Origin of the sequence: Larkinella insperata (assembly GCF_026248825.1) — a bacterium.
Classification (GTDB): Bacteria; Bacteroidota; Bacteroidia; order Cytophagales; family Spirosomataceae; genus Larkinella; species Larkinella insperata.
Genome location: NZ_CP110973.1, coordinates 5,859,432 through 5,884,538 on the forward strand (window position 1 = coordinate 5,859,432; position 25,107 = coordinate 5,884,538).

The 25,107-nt window shown below is 56.9% G+C and carries 14 protein-coding genes; 4 read left to right on the top strand and 10 right to left on the bottom strand.

Annotated features, from left to right (window positions below; all coding sequences use genetic code 11):
- The 8 genes from OQ371_RS23580 to OQ371_RS23615 form a co-directional block, all read right to left on the bottom strand.
- On the bottom strand, nucleotides 1-1,611 hold the full coding sequence (locus OQ371_RS23580; RefSeq protein ID WP_265990814.1) for a serine/threonine protein kinase: 1,611 nt from the start codon (nucleotides 1,609-1,611) through the stop codon (nucleotides 1-3).
- A complete protein-coding gene (locus OQ371_RS23585) occupies nucleotides 1,611-3,038 on the bottom strand; it encodes a PP2C family protein-serine/threonine phosphatase (protein ID WP_265990816.1) in 1,428 nt (475 codons plus the stop codon). Before OQ371_RS23585 ends, OQ371_RS23580 begins: the two co-directional genes overlap by 1 nt.
- A gap of 159 nt (nucleotides 3,039-3,197) precedes the next feature.
- Nucleotides 3,198-4,208: an FHA domain-containing protein gene (locus OQ371_RS23590; RefSeq protein WP_265990817.1), complete on the bottom strand. Its 1,011-nt coding sequence runs from the start codon at nucleotides 4,206-4,208 to the stop codon at nucleotides 3,198-3,200.
- Between the two features lie 248 nt (nucleotides 4,209-4,456).
- Nucleotides 4,457-5,083 (bottom strand): hypothetical protein, encoded by a 627-nt coding sequence (locus OQ371_RS23595; RefSeq protein ID WP_265990818.1) that lies wholly within the window; start codon nucleotides 5,081-5,083, stop codon nucleotides 4,457-4,459.
- 168 nt (nucleotides 5,084-5,251) lie between these two features.
- Nucleotides 5,252-6,553 (bottom strand): RagB/SusD family nutrient uptake outer membrane protein, encoded by a 1,302-nt coding sequence (locus OQ371_RS23600; protein WP_265990819.1) that lies wholly within the window; start codon nucleotides 6,551-6,553, stop codon nucleotides 5,252-5,254.
- A 70-nt stretch (nucleotides 6,554-6,623) separates the two neighbouring features.
- Nucleotides 6,624-9,671, bottom strand: coding sequence for a SusC/RagA family TonB-linked outer membrane protein (locus OQ371_RS23605; protein WP_265990821.1), 3,048 nt, complete (start codon nucleotides 9,669-9,671; stop codon nucleotides 6,624-6,626).
- A gap of 212 nt (nucleotides 9,672-9,883) precedes the next feature.
- Complete coding sequence (locus tag OQ371_RS23610) at nucleotides 9,884-11,683, bottom strand: serine hydrolase domain-containing protein (RefSeq protein ID WP_265990823.1); 1,800 nt, start codon at nucleotides 11,681-11,683, stop codon at nucleotides 9,884-9,886.
- 93 nt (nucleotides 11,684-11,776) lie between these two features.
- Nucleotides 11,777-12,634, bottom strand: a complete 858-nt coding sequence (locus OQ371_RS23615; RefSeq protein ID WP_265990824.1) for a M23 family metallopeptidase — start codon at nucleotides 12,632-12,634, stop codon at nucleotides 11,777-11,779.
- 485 nt (nucleotides 12,635-13,119) lie between these two features.
- On the opposite strand from OQ371_RS23615, the gene OQ371_RS23620 reads away from it, so the two are divergent.
- From OQ371_RS23620 to OQ371_RS23630, 3 genes are read left to right on the top strand one after another with little or no spacing between them, the layout of a single operon-like run.
- A complete protein-coding gene (locus tag OQ371_RS23620; protein ID WP_265990825.1) occupies nucleotides 13,120-16,443 on the top strand; it encodes a SusC/RagA family TonB-linked outer membrane protein in 3,324 nt (1,107 codons plus the stop codon).
- A gap of 21 nt (nucleotides 16,444-16,464) precedes the next feature.
- A complete protein-coding gene (locus tag OQ371_RS23625; protein WP_265990826.1) occupies nucleotides 16,465-17,970 on the top strand; it encodes a SusD/RagB family nutrient-binding outer membrane lipoprotein in 1,506 nt (501 codons plus the stop codon).
- A 23-nt stretch (nucleotides 17,971-17,993) separates the two neighbouring features.
- A complete protein-coding gene (locus tag OQ371_RS23630; RefSeq protein ID WP_265990827.1) occupies nucleotides 17,994-18,512 on the top strand; it encodes a DUF1735 domain-containing protein in 519 nt (172 codons plus the stop codon).
- Nucleotides 18,513-18,585: 73 nt separating this feature from the next.
- Here OQ371_RS23630 and OQ371_RS23635 read toward each other — a convergent pair whose 3' ends face one another.
- Entirely contained in the window at nucleotides 18,586-19,122 is a 537-nt protein-coding gene (locus tag OQ371_RS23635; protein ID WP_265990829.1) for a hypothetical protein, read from the bottom strand.
- 824 nt (nucleotides 19,123-19,946) lie between these two features.
- Nucleotides 19,947-24,284, bottom strand: a complete 4,338-nt coding sequence (locus OQ371_RS23640; RefSeq protein WP_265990830.1) for a T9SS type A sorting domain-containing protein — start codon at nucleotides 24,282-24,284, stop codon at nucleotides 19,947-19,949.
- Between the two features lie 503 nt (nucleotides 24,285-24,787).
- Here OQ371_RS23640 and OQ371_RS26385 point away from each other — a divergent pair.
- Nucleotides 24,788-25,015 (top strand): DUF8594 domain-containing protein, encoded by a 228-nt coding sequence (locus tag OQ371_RS26385; RefSeq protein ID WP_374761427.1) that lies wholly within the window; start codon nucleotides 24,788-24,790, stop codon nucleotides 25,013-25,015.
- Nucleotides 25,016-25,107 lie beyond the last annotated feature (92 nt).

Here is a 25,107-nt window from a genome sequence, read left to right on the forward strand (position 1 = left end):
TTAGTTTATCGAGTCGATCGGTACCAAATTCATCGATGAATCCAGCTCCTTGGGCAAATCGTATTTCAGGATTTTGCAGGTGACCCGGGTTCCCCGGTCGCTGGACGGTGCTTTCTGAATGCGCGATGAATTGGGTTTGACGTTGTTGAAAAAAATCTTTTGCGTTGTATAAAGTCCGCCATTGTCCTTATAATAGCTAATCTGGACGGCAATGGACGGAAAGGTAATGTCGCTGGGATTATCGAGTTGCACGCGCACGTTGCGGATGCCGCCGAGCAGGCCCACGCTGTAATCGATAACCTCGGCATTCAACGATCGGGCAGCAGCCTGGGCCTGAGTCCGGACCTGCTCCCGCCGTTTGGCTTCGGCCTCCAGCCGTTGCTGCATGGTGTCCACTTCCGGCACAACCGGCGTATCTGTATCGGCATCCGATTCCGTGGCCTCCGCCGTTTCGGTTGGGGCCGCGGTGGAGTCGGCGGTTGGGCGGGCGGTTTGGGTCGGCTGGGTTCCCGGTTCTGCACCCGGCTTGGTAAACGCGTAATACAGACCGGCTCCGGCCAGCAGTACCACCAGGGCCAGTACCGCCCACTTCCAGCCACCTCCGGACGAGCTCCTGGGCGGCAGGGGAGCGGGTGCCGGTGTTTCAGCGCGAACCTCGGGCGGCAACGGGGCCGTCACGTTTGGTTTGGGCGCTTCCACGTCCACGACGGGTACGTTGGGTGTGGGTACCGTGGTTCGGGGCGCAAACCCCGTCCGACTCACCTGCAGGTAATTCAGTTCGGCCTGCTTCAACTGCCACGTCAGCTCATCCGGATCGCTCAGACGCTCACTCGCCTTTTTTTGCAGCAGGTTCTGGAGCAGTTCGGTAAACGGAACCAGCGTCGGGTCCTGGTTAGAAATCGTCAGGGCGGGGGGCGCATCGTTCAGCACCTTGTTCATAAACGTCACAATGCCCGAGTGATCGGACAGGGCAAACGGAACGCTCCCGTGCAGGCACTCGTAGAGTACCACCCCCAGCGAATAGTAATCCGTGGCGGTATTCACCGCTTTGGGATCGTTGAATTGCTCGGGCGACGCGTATTCGTAGGTCATCAGCGACTGGCCCGTCAGCGTACTCGACTGTTCGTGCAGCCGCGCCACGCCAAAGTCCGTCAGCAGAAAGTGCAGCTCTCCGCTGGCCAGCGGTCGGAACAGGATGTTTTCGGGCTTGATGTCGCGGTGAACAATGCCCTGCGGGTGAATGGCCTTGAAGGCTTCGGACATTTGCAGCCCCAGCCGAATGACGGTCGGTATGCTCAGCCGGTGCTGGCCCGTAATGAGACTTTTCAGGCTCCCTCCCTCAATCAGCTCCATGACGATGTACGGCAGTTCGGCCTCCAGTTGCACTTCCCGAACTTTTACAATGTTGGGGTGGGCAATGCTGGTCATAATGGCCGATTCCCGCTGAAACCGCCGGAGCGTTTCAGCGTCGGTGTTGAGCGCAAAATGTTTGATGGCCACCAGATCGCCCGTAGCCAGGTGACGCGCCTTGAGAATGCGGGCGTTACTGCGCCCTAATTCACTGAGCACTTCATAGCCGGGGAAACGTGTATCAAATCGAACGGTAGCCATTAACGACGAGGGGGTTGGGGAGATTCCAGTAAATTTTGAACGGAAACACCCAGCACGGCATTGCGGAACGTATCCTGCCGAACAGCCGCACTAACGGGTGTTTCCACATTACGAAAGTACACATTTGAAAGTTGTATCCGGGCCTCCTGCGTGGTCTCAATGCCTTTTTTAAAACCAGTAATCACCATATTTTGCAATTGCACGGGTCCCGACCGGGTGATTTGCAGGGCCACCGGCGCCCGGCTCGTGTCGGCGGGCATCAATACCGTGAGCGGATTCCCCCCCACGATTCGCTGCAACGAATCCGTCAGCACCAGCGGTCCGGTGAGCCGAAACGTATCGGCCGGAAGCGTCAACAGATGGTCGGGGGTCCGGTAAGCCTGCTGCAGTAACGAATCCAGCCGGGAATCCGACGCGGTGGCCAGGGTATCGGGCTGGGAACTGACGGTATTCACACTATCCATGGCGGCTTCCTGATGAACGCTGGACGGCTGGTCCTGGTACCACCAGATTCCGGCGACGGCCCCCGCCAGGAGCAGAAACAGCAAAATCCACAAGCCGGACGACCCTCGCTTAGCCGGTTTAGGGTCCGCCGTAACGGTTTTATCCGCGACCACGACGGGCGGCACTGGTTGCGTAACGGTTTTGTCGGCAACCGCAGTAGCCGGGTTGGCGGACGTGCCATTCTGGGCCAGAACCACCGTAATGTTATCCTTACCGCCCTGCTGATTGGCAACCCGAATCAATTCCGCAGCTTGCGCTTCGAGCGACAGTTTACGGCCCAGCACCGCCCGGATTTGAGCCTGCGTAATCATATCCGTCAAGCCGTCGCTGCACAGCAGCAGTACGTCGCCCGGCTCGAAGTCCGTTTCACCCGACTCCAGAAAATCCGGATCATCAACCCGGTGCGCCAGCGACCCCACGTCGCGCAAAATCTCGTTCCGGCGCGGGTGCTGCATGGCTTCGGCTTCGGTCAGTTCGTTGGCATCCTCCCGAATCCCGACCAGCGAATGATCACGGGTTAATTTTTCGAGTGTACCCCCACGAAACCGGTACATCCGGGTGTCGCCCACGTGTACGTAATACACTTTCCGCAACCGGCTGTCGGCCACGGCGGTTGTCAGAACGCAGGCCATCTGGGCCAGCGGGGGCGTCTGCTGCCGCTCCTGGTGGATCTGGTTGTTGGCAAACACCACGGCTTCGCGCAGCATGGAAAGCGGGTCGCCGTTGGGGGTAGCCATGTATTTTTCAATAGACTCCTTGGCGATGGCCGCGGCCCGGTCGCCCCCGGCATAACCGCCCACCCCGTCAATGGCGGCCAGCAAAACGCTGTCGTCCGACCAGATCGGGGTGCAGATAAAGGTATCCTGATTATCCTGTCGGCGCTGGCCAACATCGGTTTTTCCGGCGATTACTAACAGACTCATTGTAGCGTAGAAACGGGTTTAACACATTGAATTGCCTAAAAAAGCAACTCGCAGAAACGATTGTTGTTTCCTTACCGGGGCAAATCCTGAAAATGGCGGATCACCAGAAAGGCCACAAACAGCAGCAGCAGAAAAACAAGCAGAGCGTCGATCATGGAATTATAGACGGCTTTGAAAGTGTAACGTAACCATGCTGTTCAGCAGGATCTGGGCCTTGTCCGGGAGCGTATACCACTGCGGATTGGCGGGTTCACTGCGGGGAATGAGCAGCTCATTGACCCGGGTTTCGTTGCGGCTGAACGAGGCAATCTGAAAAGTCTGCTGCGCGTCATTGAAGCGAATCCGGGCGTGCGGATTGGACACGTAAGCCGATTCGACGAGCAAATAATTCGGAAAATGCTGGTTGTCGATTTCCTTGCGGGCCACCACAATTTCCCGGTCGCGCATCTGGTAAACCGCTTCCTTGTTTAGTTCGGCAATGTAGTAGTCAATCTGGGCCAGCCCGGTATTGGCGTTCAAGTTCCGGGGTATCTCCGGCGCCACAGGATTGGCAGCCTGGGCCGCGGGCGCGGATTTGGGTGCGGTGGCCTGGGTTTCAAACGCAAACTTAACCACAAAAGCGCCCGGTTCGCGGAAATCGATGTGCTGAAACGTATGCGGATCAACGTCCATTTTTTCGTACCGGTTGGTTTGTTTTACCCGGCGCGTCACCCGCACGCTGTCCGGCGACTGAACGGGATTGTTGCCCGGCAGAATCCCCGTCAGTGCCCCCACCACCTTCACATCTTCCGGGTTGACGGTTTCTCCGCCAAACTCCCGACCTCCGCCAAACTTGAAATACCAGCTTGAAGCCACCGGCGCAATCTGCTTGAACTGTTCTTTCTGCGCCTTGATGATGGTGTGGAAGTTGTTTACGGCTTCATTGACAATCACCGGAAAAGCGTTTTCGCGCTCCTCGTAGACATCCGGGTGCAGGATAATCAGGAAGTGCGCGTTGAACAGCATACTTGACCCTACCGACTCGCGGGGAATCGATTCCTCAAACGACGCCACCAGTTCGTTTAGAATCTGCGTGTTGGTCGCCCGGGTGTCGACCGGGGTTTGGGGCCGACTCGGGGGCACCAAGAAATTACTTAATTTACCTAACCAGCCGGTGGGTTGATCTGCCATGTGTATCAGAATGGGGTGATTCCTGCCTTTTTAACGAAAATTCTAAAGTTTTTCTTTTGACCCGGGCAAAGATGTTACTTGCTGGCTGCTTTCGGAACCAGAAGCTTAGTGCGGGCGGGTATCAAACCGCCTGGTCGTTTTCACCAGAAACAAACCCCAAAAGTAATCGTTCTTGGCAACTCAGCCTCCGGTATTATGTTCAACGGCCTTATTTGCCCCGTAAAAAGGAAAAACCCCGCCCCAGCCGTTTAGTGCACGATGGAACAGTGGTCGATAAAAACCGTCAGCATCCGCAGCATGTCGGACTTAAATTTTGCAAACCGAAATTTCTTCAGGTAAGACGCCTGCCGACGCTCCAGTTCGGCGGGCGGAATGGTCCAGAAGTAGGTGTCGTAGCAGTAATCAAAGAACAGCCGGATTTGCGGCTTCCGGTGAAGTCCAACCAGAAAATCGTCGTCCAGCGAATAGGCGTAATCCCCGTACAGGTTGATAAAATCGATCAGTTCCTTCGTCAGACTTGGGCTGTTTAGAATTTGTTCCTGCCGCAGTTCGCTTCGTAAAATAGAACCCATGTAGTCCAGATCATGAGCGGCATCGGGCGTAAAATCCGTGAGCGATTGAATCCAGGCCGTCAGGTTGTCGGCATCAAACAGCTTTGCCCCGCCCTGGGTGATCAGGGGAAGTAGCTGTTCGCCCGCGGTAACCAGCAGAATCCGATCCTGATGGTCGAGCAGCAGGTAATCCGGATGTTCTTCTTCGCTCATGTCCGTTCCCCATACGCCGTAAAAGAAACCCGCATTTAGATTAAGCTGAATGAGGTATTTCCGGTAAAATTCGTTCTGATTGTCTGTTGCGGAGGTAGCTGAAGTTTCCATCGTTTCCGGGTAGGGAAGCTCCGCTCAAGTGTCCCGATGGGGCTGACCGTAGCTTGTTATAAAAATAGTAACATCCTGATCAGATTTACGAATCCTATTTCGTAAACGGCCTTTGTTTGGTAAAAAACGAAAAACCCGGAAGTGTCTCCGGGTTTTTACACTCATTGATTAGACAACGGGATCGGCGGGCGTGTTGGGGTTGGTCAACCGTTCCTGATCAGGGTACGGATAAAAATTCCGGTTTCGTTCCGTCAGGTTGGCTGGGGGGGCGGGTCGCCCAAACCGGCGGCTGTCCTCCAGTCGCTGCCCCGTCAGAAACAATTCGGCCCCGCGCTGCCGGTAAATCTCCTGCAACAGGGCCTCCGCCGTAACGGGGCCGCTATAGGCGGGTAATCCGGCGTAAACCCCAAAGGGGTCGCCGGTGGTTTGCGTGCGCACGGCGTTGATGTCGGCCACGGCCGCCGTCAGATCCCCGTTGCTCCGAACGAGGGCTTCGGCCCGGATCAGGCGCACTTCGTCGGGCAAGTACACCGGAATCGGGCGGTCGATGGCGTCAAAGAAGCCCCGCAAAGTTTTCAGGGGCTCGCCGTTAACGGTTTTGTCGGGCGTAGTCAGGTAAAAAGTCCGCCGGGCGTCGGTTGCTTCAACCAGCGTGGCCGGTAAACCGAAATTGTCGCGCGGGGCGTAGTTGGCCGAAATCTGAACCTGCTGGTACACCGGGTTCGGGCTCTGGGTGTTGTAAACGAACTGCGACCGGGCCGTCAGGTTTACGGCATTGGCCGCCGTCAGGGCCGCGGTATAGTTACCCGCGACCAGGTTGTACCGCGCCCGGTACGCCTGAATGGTATTGATCAGGTCGAAATCGGGTCCGGCCACCTGCGATGTAAACACGGTCGAAGGAGGTGTGGCCGTTACCAGTGCCAGGGCTTCGTCCAGCAACCGGATGGCTTCGGCCACGGCGGCTTTGCGGTCCGAAAATGTCGCCTGCCCGGTGCGGTTGGTCTGGAGCGGCAGTTGTTCAAAAGCCGTAGCGAGTCCGCCCAGCGCCATTGCCTTAAACAGGTTGGCGTGGGCCAGGACACCGCTGCGCAAAGCGGGTTCGCCCGCCAGAACCGTTGGCGCGTTGGCTTGCAGGTCTTCAGCCATGCCCATCACCCGCAGCAGCCGCAGCCAGAGGCTCAGCACGTTGCCGTTGAAGGTGGGCAGGCCCGTCCCGCCCGCTTCCAGTTCCAGAATGTTGGTAAAGGTGGTGATTCCCTTCACTTCCCGGGCGGTGGTGCCAGTTGTCAGAATAAGCGATTCCAGGCCGGAGGTGGAGTAAAACTGCCGCATCCCGATGCTGAGGGTAATCATGCCGTCGCGGGTGTTGAGTACCTGTTCGTCGGTCGGGCCGTTGGGGTTGGTCACGTCGAGCTTACAACCCGCCAGTGACAGGGCGGCTATGAGGAAAAAAAGTCGTGTCAAGTTCATAAGGTATCAAATGAGTTGAAGGAAACAAAGCCCGCACCGGCTAGGTGCGGCTTGCCCCGGAAAACCGGTATCAGAAGGTTGCGTTGATGCCCACCGTGAGCGTTCGCGGAATGGGCACCTCCACGAAGTCGAACCCGCGCACGGCGTTGGACTGACCAGCCGCGTTGGTTTCCGGGTCGTACCCGCTGTAGTTGTCGATCGACAGCAGGTTACGCCCGGCAACGCTGAACCGCACGTTGCGGAAGCCCCAGAACTTCGGCGCGACGGTATAGGCCGCCGAGAGTTCCCGGAGTTTTATAAACGAACCGTCTTCAATCCAGTTCTCGAAAATGCTGAACAGGGCGGCACTCGTTCCTTTCGGCACCTCCCCGCGCAGTTCGGGTTCGTAACCGGCCAGACCGCCGTAAAGGTCGCGGTCGCCCACGCGTCTGGTGAAGTTAAACACGTCAAAATTCTGCATGGCGTCCCACTGCATCCGGAACGACCAACGCGAACCCACCGCTACCTCGTTGATGAGCGAATAGATCGAAGCCGGGTTCGGGTTGCCGATCACCTTGCTCAGAATCGTGCCGCTCGGCTGGCCGTCGGCCCCCCGCTGCACGGTATAGGTTCCGTTTGGCCCCTGAATACCGCGTTCGCGCTGCGGCAAACCGCCCGGCGTCAGCAACAGACTTCCGTCGGGGTTGCGGGCAAAAAACGTTGCGTAAAAGGCGCCCAGGGCATACCCGTTGACAGCCGCCACCTGACCGAAGCCCCCGGCGAAGGGCAGTACGCCGTTGCCTTCCACGCCATCGGTCACGTTTTTGTTGTGGGTGTAGGTCGCCGTGATGTTCCAGCGCACCTTTTTGGTTTCCAGCGGAATGGCGCGCACCAGCACTTCAAAGCCGCGGTTGGTCATCGTACCGATGTTAACAAACCGGTTGTTGTACCCCGTACTCGGCGAAAGCGTACGGTTCAGAATCAGGTCTTTCACCTGCTTGTTGTAGTACGTAAATTCCACGCCGATGCGGTTTTTCGCCAGGCTGAAATCCGTGCCGATTTCGAGTTCGGTCTGTCGCTCGGGTTTTACGCTGAAATTTCCCAACTGAGCAGGTGCCAGATAGCCCACCAGCCCGCCCACCGTAACGGGGGAATAATTGGTAAATCGGTCGTAAGGCCCGATGGCCGTCAGGTTACCCGCCTGCCCCCAGGCCGCCCGGATTTTAAAGTCCGGTAATACCGTTGCCAGCGACGAACCCTTCCAGAACGACTCTTCCGAAATTACGTAGGAACCGCTGAGTTTGGGGTAAAACTGCCAGCGGTTGTCCACCCCGTACACCGAGGCCGCATCAAACCGTCCGGCCGCCGTCACGAAAAACCGGTTGAAAAGCCCAAAGGTCTGCTGCGCAAAAACCCCGATAAAGCTCCGCTCGGTCCGGGTTTCACCCGCGACGATGTTGGCTCCGTTGTTGATGGTCTGGCCGAAAACGCCCAGTTGCTGCGCCGTGATGTTCGTAACAAAACTGCGGTCGTACTGCACGGTCGCGCCGACGCCCGTGGTGGATTTCAGCCATTCGGTGGGGCTGGCCTGGTAGCGGATGTTCAGGTCGTTGTTGAGTTGCAAAACGGCGGCTTCGCTTTTGCGGGAATACCCGGCGTTGTAGGAAGGCGTTGTGTTGTTGGGCGGAATGTAGCCCGTGGCCAGCTGCGAGTACGTATCGACCCCAAACGTAAAGTCGATGCCCAGACCCGGCAGGGGGGTCAGGTTTAGCTGCGCATCGCCGATGAACCGGCTGGTCCGCTGGCGAAAATCAAACCGGGCGATGGCTTCGAGCGGGTTGGTCCGGCGGAGCAGGGCCGTGGGCGCCGTGGAAGGATAAGCTCCCGTGACGGGGTCTGGCTGGGGGTTGATGAAGTTGTTGCTGAAAATAAAACCGGTCAGCGCCCCGTAAGCTTCGTTCAGCCCGCCGTTGGGAATCTCGCGGCTGCTGCTGTAGGTGTAGGCCGAACCGATGCTCAGGGTAGCCCATTTGGTCAGCGTCTGCTGAATGCGCATCCGGCTCGACGCCCGGCTAAACTCCGCCCCCCGGACGATGCCCTGGTTGGCAAACAGTGAACCGGAGAAAAAATACTGCGTCGTGGGCGTGCCCCCCGACACCGACAGGTATTGTTCGTGCCCGGTGGCCGTCCGGAAAATATCCTTCTGCAAATCGTAACGCGTTACCGGCGTCTGGGTCTGGTCGGTCACGGTGGTGTTGGTAAACACGGCGGGGTACTGGTTGTACGGCAGCGTTTTCCGGATGTCGCTCAGGCGAAACTGGGTCGAAAAATTTACAGTCGGCCGGCCCTCCTGCCCGCGTTTGGTAAAAATCTGCACCACCCCGTTGTTGGCCCGCGACCCGTAGATAGCCGCTGCGGCCGCGCCCTTGATGATTTCGATGCGTTCAATGTCGTTCGGGTTGATGTCGACCAGCCGGTTCTGCGAATACCCCCCCAGGTCGATCAGCTCCCGCGAATCGTTGTTGATAATCACGCCGTCGACGATGTACAGCGGATCGGACGAGCCGACGATGGTGCTCGGCCCGCGCAAGCGGACGCTGATGCCCCCGGCCGGGTTCCCGGAGTTCTGGGTAATCTGGGCCCCCGAAACCTTCCCGGCCAGCGCCTGGTCAATCGAGGTGGCGGCTGACAGTTGAAGGTCTTTGGCCTGCACGGTTGCGATGGTATTTCCGAGTTGCTTCCGGCTGGTGGCCCCGGACGTTCCCGTGACGACCACCTCATCCAGCCCCAGGGCGTCTTCCGAAAGACTGACGTTGGTGGTCACGGTCGTTGGCGGCCCCAGCGTAACGCGCTGGCTTTGCGTCTGGTAGCCCACTGAGCTAATCTGAAGCGTATAGGTTCCGGGCGACAGGGTGGCCGTGAAGCGGTATTCGCCGTTGAGTTGGGTAATGCCCCCGAAAGACGTTCCGGGAATCCCGACGGACGCACCTGGCATGGGCTTTCCGTCGGCTTTGGAAGTAATGGTCCCCTGAAAGGTGTAGGCCGTGCCCTGAGCCCGGATTTCCCGGCCAGCGAGCAACGAAAAAATGAAGAGTAGCCTGACGAAACTACTTCGGCAACGTAAGAAAGGTATTTTCATAGCATGTTGATAAAAACGGATAAAAAGCCCAAAATGGCCTTCCTGCTAGTAAGTAAGGGAATTAAAGAGAAATAAAAAATCGTTTTGCAGCAGTTTTGCCGTTTAAAATTTGGCAAAAACCAAACAACACCAACAAACCCAGCCCTGATGGGCTGGGTTTGTTGGATACAGTGCAGAGCTAAGTACTTCGTTGAGAAGGGAATGGCGCCGGTTTAGTTACCCTGAAGCACAGCTTCGTAAAACTTGTCCAGAATGAGTCCCCGCAAATTCAGGGCGGGTTTGCCGTATGTTTTTCCGTCATCCGGATACACCCGGTTGGTCAGGCAGATGTAGACCATGTTGTAGCGGGGATCGACCCAGACGTAGGTGCCCGTGTAGCCGCTGTGGCCGTAAGCCTGGGCGGACGGATACGGTTTGGTGACGGGTTTTGTGGCGCGGGCAAAGCCATAGCCCCGGCCGCTTGCCGCCGATTGCTCCGCCGTAAAAAGGGTTATCGTCGCGGGGTCGATGTAGCCCACCCCGCCGTACGTTCCCTTGTTGAGGTACATCTGGTACAGAATCGCCAGATCGTTGGCGGTACCGAAAAGCCCGGCATGGCCTTCAACGCCCCCGGCCATGGCCGCGCCCGGATCGTTAACGTACCCTTGAACCCGCATGTTGCGGAACCAGTTGTCGTTCTCGGTCGTGGGAACAATCCGCGAACGGGGAAAGCGGTTGCGGGGCAGAAAACCGGTGGCCTGTAGCCCCAGCGGTCGGTACAGTTCGTTCAGAACGAAGTCGTTCAGTTTTTGGTGCGTAGCGGTTTCGATCACTTCCTTCATCATGTACATGCTAACGTCGCTGTACACGTATCGCCCCCGGGTTTCCACCTTCGACTTCAACGTCACCGGCCACATGACCTCCTCGAAGTAATTCTTCCGCAGAAAATACCGGTCGGCCACCTTGGTGGGGAAGTCGGCGGAGGAATCGGCGCTCAGGTCCAGCGGTTTGAGTTGCTCGTAAAACTTGATATACGGGGTATAACCGGCTTCGTGGAGCAGGGCCTCGCGGACGGTGAGGGTTGCTTTATCCGGAATCAGGCGGGTTTGGGCCACGTATTTGCTGATCGGCGCATTCAGATCGACCCGTTTTTGGTCATACAGCCGCATGATGGCCGGGGTCGTGGCGCTGACTTTGGTAACCGAAGCCAGGTCGAAAATGTCGTCGAGTTTGGTTACCTCCTCGTTGGTATAGGTGTGATGGCCGTAGGCTTTGTGGAAAATAACCTGCCCGTCTTTGGCCAGCAGCACCACCGCTCCGGGCGTAACGTGCTGGGCAATACTGACTTCTACCAGCGAATCAATAACCGCCAACCGGTCGCTGTTCACGGCAACGGCTTCCGGAACCGAATACCCCAGCCGCGTTTTGGGGGTGGTAAATCCGCTGCCCTGCTGAAACGGTTTGCTGTAGGAAACCGGCAGCCGGTTGGCAGTCCCGATGCCCCCGAAAATCAACTGGGCCGCGGCCGCAGTTCCTTCCACCGTGTTACCCGGCGACCAGATGACGGGCGCCGTCAACGGGTCCAGAAAAGCCAGATTCTGGCCGCTCCCGGTCAAAACAACCAAAACCCGGTTGCTGGCCTGCTGTTCCCGGATGAAGTTCAGCAACCCCGGCCCAAAAGGCGACGACTCCGATAACGTAATGAGGATGAGGTTATGGAGTTTCAGGCGGTCGTGCAGGGCAAAAAAAGCGGAGTCGTTTGGCGAAGACCCCAGCGAAAAACCCGTTACCGGCGCATACTTCGACGCAATGCTGTCAAAAACCGCCGGATGACTGCCTCCGCAATGGACGCTGGCTATTCTGACATCCCGAAGATCCGCCAGCGGAACCAGCCTGGATTGATTATTGAGCAGAACGATCTGCTTTTCAGCCTCTTTGACGGCGGCCAGGGTGCGCAGATTCCGGGCATGATTTTGAGCAAGAAGCGGGCTGCCCGTCAGCAGCCACAGCAGACTCCACCAATACACTTTCATAGGCTGGCAAGAACGGGAATAGCCGCTGAAAATTCAATGCCCGGCCGCACAAATGTTGCGCTTGTCCGTCGGTAACGGACCCGTATTGCCGGGTTATTTTACCTCCGGCAAATCAGCCGGGTCGATTAGTAGAAAACCGGGATTGATGCAGGCTCCGTGCCAGCGAACGCCAAAATGCAGGTGAGGGCCGGTCACCCGCCCGGTTTGCCCGACGCGGCCAATCTCCTGCCCCTTCTGAACCGTCTGACCGGGTTTTACCGAGAAACTTTTCAGGTGAAAATACTCCGAAATAAGGCCATTGCCGTGGTCGATGTAAACGGCATTTCCGCTGTAGAACTGATTGGCCGCCAGCCGCACCCGGCCGTTGGCGACACTCAGCACGGGTTTGCTCTCGGTGAGCGGATAGTCCTGGCCGGTATGCCGGTCGCGGGCCTGGCCGTTGAACGTGCGGCAGGCGCCAAAATTCCCCTCGCCCCTTGGCAGCGGACTGGCCGGTTTGCCGATGGGCAGGTCGAAAACCGCCGGCCGAACGCTGGCCTGGTAACTAATCAGCGGTTTTACCTCTGCCGCTTCGCGGGTGGCTCTCTTCCGGTTTTCCGGCGAAACGTTGATGTACTCTTTCTTGGGGAAATTGGGAAAGTCTTCCGGTCGGCAGGGCTTTTCGGTCACAATGAGCTGGGCCGTTTCCAGCTTGCCCCCGGTGGTTCGGCGGGATATGGTGTAACTCCCGGCTTTCATTTCCATGTCAATCGGGTAGTAGCAGGTGCCATTGACGGCTGGCCAGACCCGCTTTTCCAGACTGCATCGGAGGCAGTTCCCCGCCCAGCGGCCCACCTCACCCTGCGCTACCCGTACCGATTTCTGGGCGGTTCCGGCAGGTGTCTGGCCCGTCTGAAAGGCTGATAAACTAAGCAATCCACTGACAACTAGCGCATTCAACAAGAGGTTCATGGTTTCTGACTCGTTTACGTTTCCGTTACAACCCAACTCGCCGGGGCACTGTTTTCGGGAAAGTCGGCCTTGGGCGTCTGGTGGATGCCGTCAGGGCGGTTTACCGGACATTCCGGCGGACGCTCCCGGCGCGACGGGGCCGGCTGCACGGACCCGTTTCCTTACTTTTCTCCGTTCGGGTAAGCAAATGCCGGGCGTTTGCCTTAAAGGGTCAGCAGTTAGCTTTCACGCAACGACTCCCTGATGATGACGAAACTCAACGCTACTCCGAATAGCCACCTGGCAGATTCCGACAACTTCCGCGGAAACCTGTCTTAACGAGAAACGATTGCCGACCCGGCCGGGGTCGGCACCCACCCGTCGTGCCCGCTAGGCCGGGCGGGTGGTGTGGTCAACAGCGTCCAACCCGGTTGCCCTTCACATCCCGAACCAGCCTGCTTCTACCGCGTACCGACGGATTCATTGTTTACCCCAACTCAACTCTTATGAGAAAAACTACCCGATGGATGCCCTTTAAAAAGTGGCCCATATTATTGATCACCTGCTTTATCCTGTTTTGTGGTGTGCCGTTGCTGGCGCAGGACGTTGCCATTACCGGAAAAGTGACGTCCTCAGACGACGGCTCCCCGCTGCCGGGGGTGAGCATTGTCGTGAAGGGAACCACCCGGGGAACCACAACGGATGTGGAAGGGAATTACCGACTTACAGCGCCCCCATCGACAACACTGACGTTTTCCTTCGTCGGGTTCCGGTCACAGGACATTGTCGTAGGAAACCGGCGGACGCTGAATGTTGTACTGGCCGCTGATGCCGCCCTGCTGAATGAGGTCGTCGTGACCGGGTTTGGGATTCAGCGGACGGAGCGGGAAATCGGTACGTCGGTCGCCCGCATCAACAGCGCACAGATCAACCAGGCGGCCCCGGTCAACGTCGCAAACGGATTAGCGGCTAAAGTATCCGGTTTGCAGATCAGCACCACCAACAACGCCGTAGGGGCCGGGGTGCGCATCACGCTCCGGGGAAACCGCTCTTTTCTGGGCAACAACCAGCCCCTGCTGGTTGTCGACGGTGTGGTATCGGACATCGGGTTTCTGACTTCCATCAACCCCAACGACATTGAAAGTACCACGGTTTTGAAAGGCCCCAGCGCGGCCGCCCTCTACGGTTCGGATGCCTCCAACGGGGCGCTGATTGTAACCACCAAGCGGGGCACCCAAAACAACAAACCGCAGATTACCTACACCAACAACACGCAGTTCGAGAGCATTTCGTACATGCCCGGCCTGCAAACCCAGTTTGGCGGCAACGGGGGGGAAGGCGCTCCGTACTACAACCGCAATTACAACCGGCTGTACGTTCCCTACGAAAACCAGCAGTTTGGCCCGGCCTACGACGGCTCCCTGCAACCCCTCGGCTACGGCGTTCAGGTATGGGATGCCAACGGAAACGTAGCGATTGATACCCTGATGGTGCCCTACGCGGCCCCTCGCAAAGACCCTCGCCGGGCGTTTTTCAACACCGGCGTTACCCAGCAGCACGACGTTTCGTACCGGATCGGGGATGCCCAGAACTTTTTTGGCCTGAGCTTGCAGCGCGTCGATCAGACCGGCGTGGTTCCGAACGATCACTACCAGCGCAGCACCATCAGCGTGCGAGGTGGACGCTCGGTTGATAAAATTACGACCAACGCCAGCATTCAGTTCGCTTACCAGAGCCTTAATACCGAGAACGGCGATTTTAACCAGAACCGGCCCGTGTACTGGAACGTGCTGAACCAGCAGGCCCACGCTCCCCTCAACGATTATCCGCTGAACGACATCACGTCGCCGTACGGCAACGTAAACGGATTCTACAACGCCTATTACCCCAATCCGCACTGGCAGGTTACCGACAATAACTCCCGCCGGGTAACGAATATTTACACCATCCAGGGTTCCGTCGACGCGGGCTACCAGGTCAATAACTGGATTAATGTCCTCTACCGGATTGGCGGGCAGGTTTATAATTCGCAGTTGAAGGCCCACATTGCCGACGTCATCTTTTCGGAATATGCCACCGGTGATCCCTGGGAAGCGGGTAACATCGCGTCGTCGGCGGGCGGGCATACCAACGCCACCGTTCAGGACGCTATGCAGCTGCGAACCCGGTTTACGGGCGATCTGCTGGTTACGCTCAGCCCCAAATTCGGCGATTTCACCACCAAGCTGATTCTGGGCCAGCAAACCCGGCAGGAGTTCGGGCGGTCGATGTACGATTACGCCGGAGCCCTCGTTGTTCCCGGCACGTACAACATTGCCAACCGACTCGGAAACCCGACCGTATCGGAATACAACAGCCAAAACCGGCTGATCGGAGTATTCGGTGATGTGACCGTAGGCTACCAGGATTTTGCGTTTCTTCACGCGACGGGCCGCAATGACTGGACCACCCTGCTGGCGCCGAGCAACCGCTCGTTTTTTTACCCCAGCGTTGATGCGTCGGTGATTCTGTCGGAGGTTCTTCCGGCGCTGAAAAACAGCCAGGCCATCGGTTACGCCAAGGTTCGGGCGGGCTGGTCGCGGGTTGGGCAGGTCAACGTTGCGCCCTATCAATTGCAAAACGTCTTCAACCCCGGCACGGGTTTTCCGTTTGGCGGGCAGGCGGGTTTTGGGCAAAGTACGCAGCAGAACGACCCAAACCTGCGCCCCGAGTTTACGACCAGCACCGAAGTGGGGCTGGAAGTGGGGTTGTTCGACCGGTTTAACCTGGAAGCCGTTTACTACAACACCCGCACAACCAACCAGACCGTTCCCATCGAAGTTTCGCGGGCCACCGGCTATTCATCGGCGCTGGTCAACACGGGGTCCATGCGAAACCGGGGGGTTGAGCTGGATCTGCGGACCATCCGCCCGCTGGTCAACGCCGGTGATTTTAGCTGGGATCTGAACGCCAACTTTACCTACCTGCAAAGCCTGGTGACGGATGTGTACCAGGGTTTGGATCGCATAAACATTCCGTACGGCACCGACCCCTACCGGCCGGCCCTGTCTCCCACGGCCTCGAACGTCTACGCGGGCAAAGGTCTCCCCTACCCGGCTTTGTTTGTCAGCGACATTCAACGCGTGCAGACCACCGACCCGACTGCCGCCAATTACGATCCCAGCGGCCAGTTTGCCGGGCGGCCCGTGGTGGATGCAACGGGCTACCCCATCCTGGACCCCACGCTCCGGTACGCCGGTACGACCCAGCCCAAATACCGCTTTGGCCTGAACAACACCTTCAAATACAGAAGCATCAGTTTGTCGGCGGTGGTTGAATACCGCGGTGGGGCCGTGATCTACAACGCCATCGGAGACGCGCTGGAATTTACGGGAGCGGGAATTCGGACCACTTACGCCGGTCGGCAGAATTTCGTTTTTCCCAGTTCCGTTCTGGTGACGGGGCAAAATACGGACGGTACGAACATCTACGCCCCCAACACCAACGTGACCACGCGGGACGGCAACCTGGTGCTCTGGACCAATTCGGGCTTCAACAACGCGGGCTACAGCTACGTAACGAGCGCCGATTTCTGGAAGCTCCGGGAAGTGGCCCTGAGTTACACCATTCCCACGTCCATACTGGCCCGCACCCGGGTCGTTAAATCGGTGAACGTGGCGCTGACGGGCCGGAATCTGCTCATGCTGCGCCCCAAAACCAACGTCTTTTCCGACCCCGAATTTTCGGGCGGTGCCAACGCCAACGACACCAGCAACGCCGTCGGAACCACCACCGAATACCAGACGCCCCCCACCCGGTTTTACGGTTTTCGGCTCAGCTTCGGTTTTTAATCACTTCGATCAGCAAACATCATGAACTCCATAAAAAAACGAACGGCGGGCCTGCTGATGGGCCTGGTCATCCTGGTGACGGGGTGCAAAAATTACCTCGACGTCAACAACAACCCCAACCAGGTGACAGCCGCGACTCCGCAGTTGGTCCTGCCCGGTGCGCTGGCCGCGACGGGCTGGTACCTCACCGGCAATGCGCCCAGCGGAAATACCGGAAATTTCTATTTTCTGAATTTATGGATGGGCTACTGGAACTGGAGCGGCAACTTTTCGATTGCCACCTCCGACAAAAATTACCTGTTTACGCAGTCGTTCAACAACAGCATCTGGTCCAGCGCCTACCTCATCCTGAACAACTACCAATACATTGACAACCAAGCTGCCGCGCAAAATCAGCCCATCCTTCGGGGCATGGCGAAAATCATGAAAGCCCTGCATTTTCAGATTCTGGTGGATACGTACGGCAACGTTCCGTACACGTCGGCCCTGCAGGGTACGACCAACATTTTGCCCACCTACGAAAGCGGGCAGGTCATTTACGAGGATTTGTTCCGGCAGCTCGATTCGGCCCAGGTTCTGCTCAACGCCGGCACCGGTACGCTCAACCCGGGTACCAACGACATTCTGTTCGGGGGCGACGTCAGCAAGTGGCTGAAATTCGGGAATACCCTGAAGCTCCGCATGTTGCTGCGGCAATCCGAAAAACCCGAACGGGCGCCGTTCATTCAGACCCAGCTGGCAGCCCTCAACGCGTCGGGGTACGGCTTTCTCGGTCCGCGGGAAAACGCGAGCGTCAATCCGGGCTACAGCAACTCCCAGAACCAGCAGAATCCGCTGTACGGAGCCTTTTACGCCATCAACGGCAACCCTACGTCGCTCAACAACCAGTACAAGGCCAACCGGTACGGCATTCAGTTTTACCAGCAGACCAACGATCCCCGAATAGGCGCCTTTTACACGCCCGTGCCGGGAACGACCAATACGTTCAACGGCACCTATTTCGGCACAACCGAACCGCTGGTCAACAGCCAGGTGTCGAATGTCGGGCCGGGGGTTCTGCGGAATGTCAGCCAGGCGTCGCCCATCCTGCAATCGCACGAAAGTCTCTTCATGCAGTCGGAAGCAGCCCTGCGCGGGTGGATCCCGGGCGACCCGAAAGCGTTGTACCAGTCGGCCATTACCGAATCGTTCATCAACGTGGGCCGTACGGCCGCCGAAGCCGTAGCGTATTACTCCCAGTCCAACGAACCCAACGTAAACTGGGACGCATCGCCCAACAAGCTGGAAGCCATCATTACCCAGAAATGGGCTTCGGAAAACGGCACGGCTCCATTCGAAGCCTGGTCGGATTACCGCCGGCTGGGGTTGCCGGGCACCATCCCGATTTCCCAAGACCCGAGCGTAACGGTGCGGCAGATTCCCGTCCGGTTGCTCTACCCCACCAGCGAATACAGCAACAACGCCACCAATGTTGGCACGCAGGGAACCATCAATCAATTCACCAGCAAGATTTTCTGGATGAAGTAAAACCGTTCATCGACTCCATTCCTATGAAACAAGTCATCCATTATGCCGTAGCCGCGGTTCTGGCCGTTGGTCTGATCGCCTGCCTGAACGACGACGAACATTTTGTCGATTTCGCCGGGGCGGGTTACGTGGCTGAACTACCGTATGCCGCCAACCGGGATATCCTCAAGACCGTATCGGTACCCGCCAGCGCTACTTCCACTGTCGCGCCGATCGACATCAACATTGCCTCCCCCCAGCCGCCCACGCAGGATATGGCCGTCACGGTGGCCGTTGATACCGCAGCCCTGACCGCCTACAATACCGCCCGGGGGTCGGCTTACGTCATGCTGCCCGCGACGGCTTACCAACTGACCAACCCGACCGTCACCGTCCCAGCGGGCCAGCGGATAGCGACGGTCACGGTCAATCTCCTGGGTGCGCAGGTTCCCGCTTCCGGCGGGCCGTACGCCCTGCCCATCCGGATCACGGCGGTCCCGGAAAATGTGGTGATCAGCGCCAATTACGCAACCCAGATTCTGGTCATTTCCCGAACGCCCTGATCGGCCTTGACGTCCCGGCTGGCCCAAAAACCGAACCCGTGCAACTTACACGGGTTCGGTTTTTTGGGCCGGTTTACTTACCGCCGACGGATATTTGCGCCTGTTCTTCGGCCAGCGACGCGGAAACCGGTTTTTCAGCCAGGTAATTGTACCGGCTGATGAGCCGCAGTTGCCCCACTACATTGGTGGCGCGGTTGATCCGGTATTCCGTAAATTCCTTCTTAAAAACTGCCCGCAAAGACGGCCATATCTGTCGATAAAAAGCCGTCAGCGGCACTAGTTCATCCTGAAAATAAACCAGGTACGTATAATTATTTAAGTCTCTCACCAATTCAGCGTCTGAGCTGAACCCCGACAGGTTGCCAAATTTTATCAGTCCCTGACTGGTCGTTAATTTCCGGTAGACCGGCAGCGTTCCCTGGAAAACTTCTTCAAAAATCTGCGGCTGACGAAGACCGGACTTTGCCGGACAGCTAACCGTGGCAAACTTACGGATGGTGTTGGCTTGCCGGTCGAGATAGGTAAACCGTTCGACCTGATTTGCCGAGTACGCTTTGATCTGGGAGCCCGCCCGGAATTGTACAACTTGAGCGGCCCAGTTAAAATTCATTTCCCCTTTCAATTCCGTTCCATTCCGCAACCAGAGCTCCCCCTCGTTCCATTCAGTTGGTTCAATGGCCGAAACACTGCCTCCCACAGCATTTAACCAGATTACTAGCATCACTACCCTCGCCTTCATATTCATACGTGCCTTTTTGTCGGACAACATTTCAACCCGACACCGATGAACAAGAAATAGGAATGCCAGCCGTCAGAAGCCCTATTTTTTACTTTTTTAAAACCAAATTCGAATCAGTAAAATTGGACTTTATCAGGATAAGCTCATTGGTCTCCATTCCAGACTTAAACCGGTTTGGACTAAAACAGACGGCTTGATTTTGCTGAAATTGTTTTTCCCGTTTGCTCATTTTCCGGCTCGCACCCGGTGGGTAACCCACACCCCATCTTTGTGGGAACGCTCCTACAAAAAATACAAATTTAACTCTCAAATTCCTGAAAGATCACGTTGCTGACTGATTGCATCCCAAATTGATGTCGTCTATGCCGTTCTGTTTATCAGAAACCTAAACCAAAATCTGTTAAAATAAGGAAACGGCCTTTCCGAAAAGGGTTGTGATGGCAAGTTTTATCCGATCTCGGCCGGTGTCTTTTGAACCCCGACAAAGTGGGCAACCGGCACCCCAACCGGGGTCCCGCGCGTCCTACAGATAAAAAGGACTCCTGGTCGCAAAGCGGTTTTCTTTGAGTTGATCCCGTTGCCGAGCAGGGTCTGTCTCAGCATGACTTGCCCGCTGACGACCCAAAATCCGTCGTTAAAAGCAAAAAAGGACCCTGTATTTCTCAGGGTCCTTTTTAATATTTTCTATACAACCTCTAATTCCGTATCAGCCGGTACGTGCTTCGTTGCTGGTTGACCTCCACCGACAACAGGTAGGTTCCGACCGGAAACGACGCCAGGCTCAGCCACGTCGGAGCCGTTTTAACCTGTTTGGTCAGCCAGGTTCTGCCGCTCAGATCCGTTACCCGAATCGTCATGGAGCCGGGCGCCGACGGCAGGTTGATGTGCACCTGATCGTGGGTTGGGTTGGGGCCGACGCTAACCTGCAGGGCCGGATCGACCGCCGTCAGCAGCTCAACTTTCACGGAAGCCGGGGCCATCACGGCGCCGTTGCCGCAGAGCGCGTTGCTGACGTTGACCAGGGTGTACAGATTGGATTCAATCGGTGGGAGGATGCGCATCGGGTTGGTGGTTGCCAACCCGTAAAACACCCCGGGATTGCTGCTGATGGTGTAAGACCACGGCCCCGGCCCCTCAAACCGAAGCGTCAGGATGACGGGCTGGCCGGGCTGGCGAACCAGCATGGCCGAATCAAAAGCCGCCCGCACCCTCTGATTCATCTGGAAGGGATTAGGCCCCGCCCCGCTGCTGGTGTTGGCATCACTGGCCGTTACCCGAAACCGGTACCCCCCGCCCGCGGGCAGATCGTCGGGGAGCGTGATCTGCAACGGACTGACCGTGGTCGACGAAGGCAGCGTGCTCACCAGTCGGCCCGTCGAATCGAGAAGCTGCACCTGAAACTGATTCGTGGCGCTGAACGTCCCGCTGGTGGTGTACGGCACCGACACCGACTCCCCGGTACAAAATTGCAGTTTCGGGACATTTTCCGTGTTGACGCTCCGCTCCTGCTTGGGGTTAACCGTCACCGTGGCCGATCCGCGAGCCTGTCCTGCTCCGCAGCTTCCCGACACGCTCGTCAAAGTGTAGGTCGTGGTCTGGACGGGATTGACGGCCAAAGAAGCCGACTGGGAACCAAACAACGTCACCTGTCCGCTGGCTCCGTTGGAAAGCCCGTAGGCGATCGGTTCGCCCAGGTATTGATCACGGTTTCCTTCGTTGCGCAGGGACAGGTAAACGGACTGCCCGGCGTTGATGGTGGTCGATCCGCTCAGCGTCACACGGGGCGGTGTCTTCACGAACAAATGAACGGGCGAGGAAGATACGAGGGCCGTCGTGCTGGCCTGTATGTTAACCTGGTAATTTCCGGCGGCTAAATCCGTAGGCAAACTGAACCGTAGCTGCCCGATCAGGCCGGTTGGCTGGCCCAGGTTGCGAATCAATTTCCCCTGATTATCTTTCAGCTGAATGGTCAGTTGGGTACCTGCCTCAAAATCCCCCAGCGCCCGGTACGACACGGTTATCGTTTCACCGGCGCAGGCATCCGATCGGTATTGCGGATCAACGCGCTCGATAAACAGCATCGGTTGTACCCGGACGCTGGCTTCGCCGGAAACCGTTCCGTAGCCGCACGCGTTCGTGACGGCTTGAATGGTGTAGGTTGTTGCCCGGGTTGGTGTAAGATCGAGCGTGTAGGGGGAGTAATAATATTGCCCCGCCGTATTGTCACTGAACAGGACATTCCACGGCCCCGTACCGGTAAGGGAAACCGTGGGCCGGAACGTTTCGCCGGGATTAATAGACGTTCCGTTTGCCGGGGGGCGCAGGATAGCGCCGGGCAGTTGCTGGACCTTCACCACCACAGGCTCAGTCCGGGCTTCGGCTTCTTTGGCAACCACACGCAGCCAGTAAAAGCCCGGCTCCAGACCGGACGAAAACCGGGCTACCAGCGGACTGCCTGTGCCGGTGACCAGGTCGCTGTACACAGAATCTTTCAGGGAAGCCAGTTGCAGAGCAAAGGTTGTTCCCGCCGGGGGCGCAACATCCGTCAAAAAGGGAATGCTTAAACTGCCATCCTGACAGACCGCATAGGAATACTCCTGCCCGTTTTCATACAGCGCGGGTACCGGCATACTGATACGAAACGGAACGACCGTAAAGGTGGCCTCCCCGTCGATGCTGCCGGGGCCGCACACATTGGAAACGCCCACCAGCCGGTAAGTAGTCGTTCGGAGCGGTTTCAGTCCCGGCTGACTCGCTGGCCAGTCGGTGCCGTCGTACGTATAATTCTGGGTGCCGTCGGTATACGTCAGGGAGTAAGGCCCTGTCCAGCGGGGTGAGTTTACTTCAATCGGCAGGGTGACGGTTTCGCCCGGCAGAATGCTGCGGGGCACCACGGCTTCGTTTTCGACCACCGCATACTGACTGTAATGCGACCGTTGAATGGTTGCCCGGAGCCGGTAACCCGTGGGGGCATACTGCTCGTTGCTGACAACCACCGGATTGGTCGAAATAATCCGAATTTTTGAAGAGGACGGCACTTTAATGCGGATCGGACTTTTGGTGCCGCTCCCCACCACAACCACATCGCCCCAGTAGCCGTAGCCCAGACTGCTGCTGCTGGCCTGAATCCGGAATTCGTTTCCCGGCAGAAACTCGCCGGTTGTTTCAAACGTAGCCGTTATGCTGTCGGTTTCACACCGGTACTCGGTCACCGGGTGGAGGTAAATCTGGGCGGGAGTCGGTTTTTTGACGTTAACCGTGGCCACCGCCCCGGGGTTTTCCAGCGTCCCACAGGCATTGGCGACCGACCGGACCGTAAAGGTAGCGTTCTTAAAAACCGTGGCCGAGACGTGGGGCCACCCCATGTCTGTGGTATAATCCCGCACGCCGTCGTTCGAGATGATTCGGTACGGCCCGCCCCCGTTGGTTTCCAGGTAGAGGCTAATGCCACCCGGCTCTTCCAGCGTGATGTTCCGGGAGTTGTCGTTGAAGCGGGCAAAGGTCGGTTTGCTGTTGACCTGAAAATTCCACCGGCTACTGGGCAGACTGCGCAGGGAGGGTGATGTCGTCTGCAGCGTTGCGCTGTAGTACCGGGATTCGCTGCTGGTGCTGGGGTCCAGGGCCGGTATTTCAAACGCCAGATAGCCATCGTTTTCTCGCCGGACCGGAATGGGGCTGCTGGTCCAAGCGTTATTTGTCCCCTGCAGAACTACCGAAAACTCCGTGCTGCTGCTCAGTTCCGCGTTGGTACTGAATTTGATCCGGACCGTCTGCCCTTCGCAGAATGCCTTCTGAAGACCGGGGATGGAGTCGATGGCGATTCCCGTTTTAACGTTCACGACGGTGCTGGTTGGCGGTATTTCGTTGTTGGCACAGCCTGACTCAAACCGTTCAATCCGGTAGGTAGTGGATTTTTTGGGATAAATAATGGTGCCGTAGGAATCTCCTCGCGGGGAGTAGACTTTCGTACCGTCGCTCAGCGTTGCATGGAAGGGAGCCTGACCCTGGAACTTCAACCCCAGGCTAATCCATTCTCCGTATTCAATCGTGGTGCTGGGCGTTGTAAGTTCCGCGGTTCCCCGGGGCTGCAGTTCCACGTACACCTGGTTCGGGTAACCCACCGTTGCCGGATCGGTGGTAACAACCGCCACGCTAAAAAGAGCATTGTTATACGCGCCGTTGGCGAGGGTTTCCGGAATTACAGCCTGCAACAGACCGTTTTCTTCTTTGGCATCGAGGGTGTGAACAACGGGGTTGCCGGGCTGATCGGAATAACGGTTGTATTCCGTGAGCCGGATTTTGAAGCGGTTGGATGCCCCGAAAGTACCGTTCGCCTTGGAATAGGATACCGTTAACGTTCCCCCGCGGCAGATGACGGCGGGCGTTGCGGACACGGTTCGCAGCGATACCGGATTCACGGTCAGGGCCACCTCGCCACTGGCTTTGCCGATTCCGCACTCATTTCGGGCCGACACCAGCCGGACTGTCCGGCTGGTGGACGCATAAAAAGGAATCGTCCCATTGTACTCACCGGTGTAATACGAGAGAGTAACCCGGGAACTATCCGACAGGGTAACGGTGACGGGGCTCGTCCCGACGGCACGATACTTCAGCAAAAAAGGCTCGGTACGGTTTGAAACGTCGGGTATTGCCCCGGTCAGTTTAACCTCGGCCGGCACGACAACCTCCACGCTACCGGACCACTCACTTTCCAGGGCCGGGGCGGTGCTGACGACCCGGAAATAGAACCGCCGGTTGTCGTTCTGAATCAGCGAAGCCGGAAACTGAAAGGTCAGGACGTTCCCCGCCTGGGTAAACGGAAGGCTGGTAAACTGGTTGCTGTAGTCGTTGCGGACTTGCAGGGCGAGTTTGTTCGTGGCCTCAAAGGTGGCGTTTGTCGTTACAGTCAGTGAGACGGGCGTTGCGGTACAGATGGAACTCGGGGGGTAACTGAGCGCGATGGTTTGAGCGGAAGCAAGAACGGTTTGAAAAAGGAAAAAGCAGGCAATTAAAACACGGTAACGTTTCTTCATACAGGCACGGTGGTAACAATTGCACAAAGAAACAAATGTTAATTAGAAGTATACGCGTTTTTGAGTAGAAATTTTATCGCCAAATCTTTGGCCAGACTGGCATAAAAACAACAGAAATAAGCCTTACACCGCTAGCTATCAATACATTACCGGCAGCACAAACAAACACTTGACCCAAGCATACTTTGTTAGTATTTTCACTTATAAAAGCACTACCCAGAAATGACTAAATTTCAGTACTTTCTTTTGGTCAAAAACCGTGCAGGTCAAAAAGGTGTACGATGCATCGTTAGAAATCTAACAAAAGTGTTTCTGCTCCTGCATCGGTCATACTAACTGTGCAATCACACTCATAAAATAGCATAATCCTTAAACTCTAAACGGGTAACCAATTATGTATACGTTTGATATTCGATTCGCTATTACCGGCACAGATTTCTCCAAACCCGACGTTGAGAGTGCCTGGTTTCTGGAAAAGTTTTCTCACTACTTGATCAGCCTGTTTGACTCCCGGCAAATCATTACCAAGTCAACGCATTGTAGAATCGACGGGTATTCCAACCTACTATTTTCTGTTAAATTACCGTAATTGGGGAAGAACTAAAGATCATGCCCGAAAGTGCCCGCTTACCGGGCAAGACTGGTTGATTGAAGGAGCCACAATCAATGATTTTATCGGCTTCAAGTGTGATGAATCGCGTTTAGTTTCTGAACTATCGAGTGGCAAGTAAAAATCTTTAGCCGGCCAGCGACAATTTGATTTAATTAGTACACAAAAATAGTCCTTACAACTTTGGTCTTCAGGGTTTCAGCAGAGGCATTA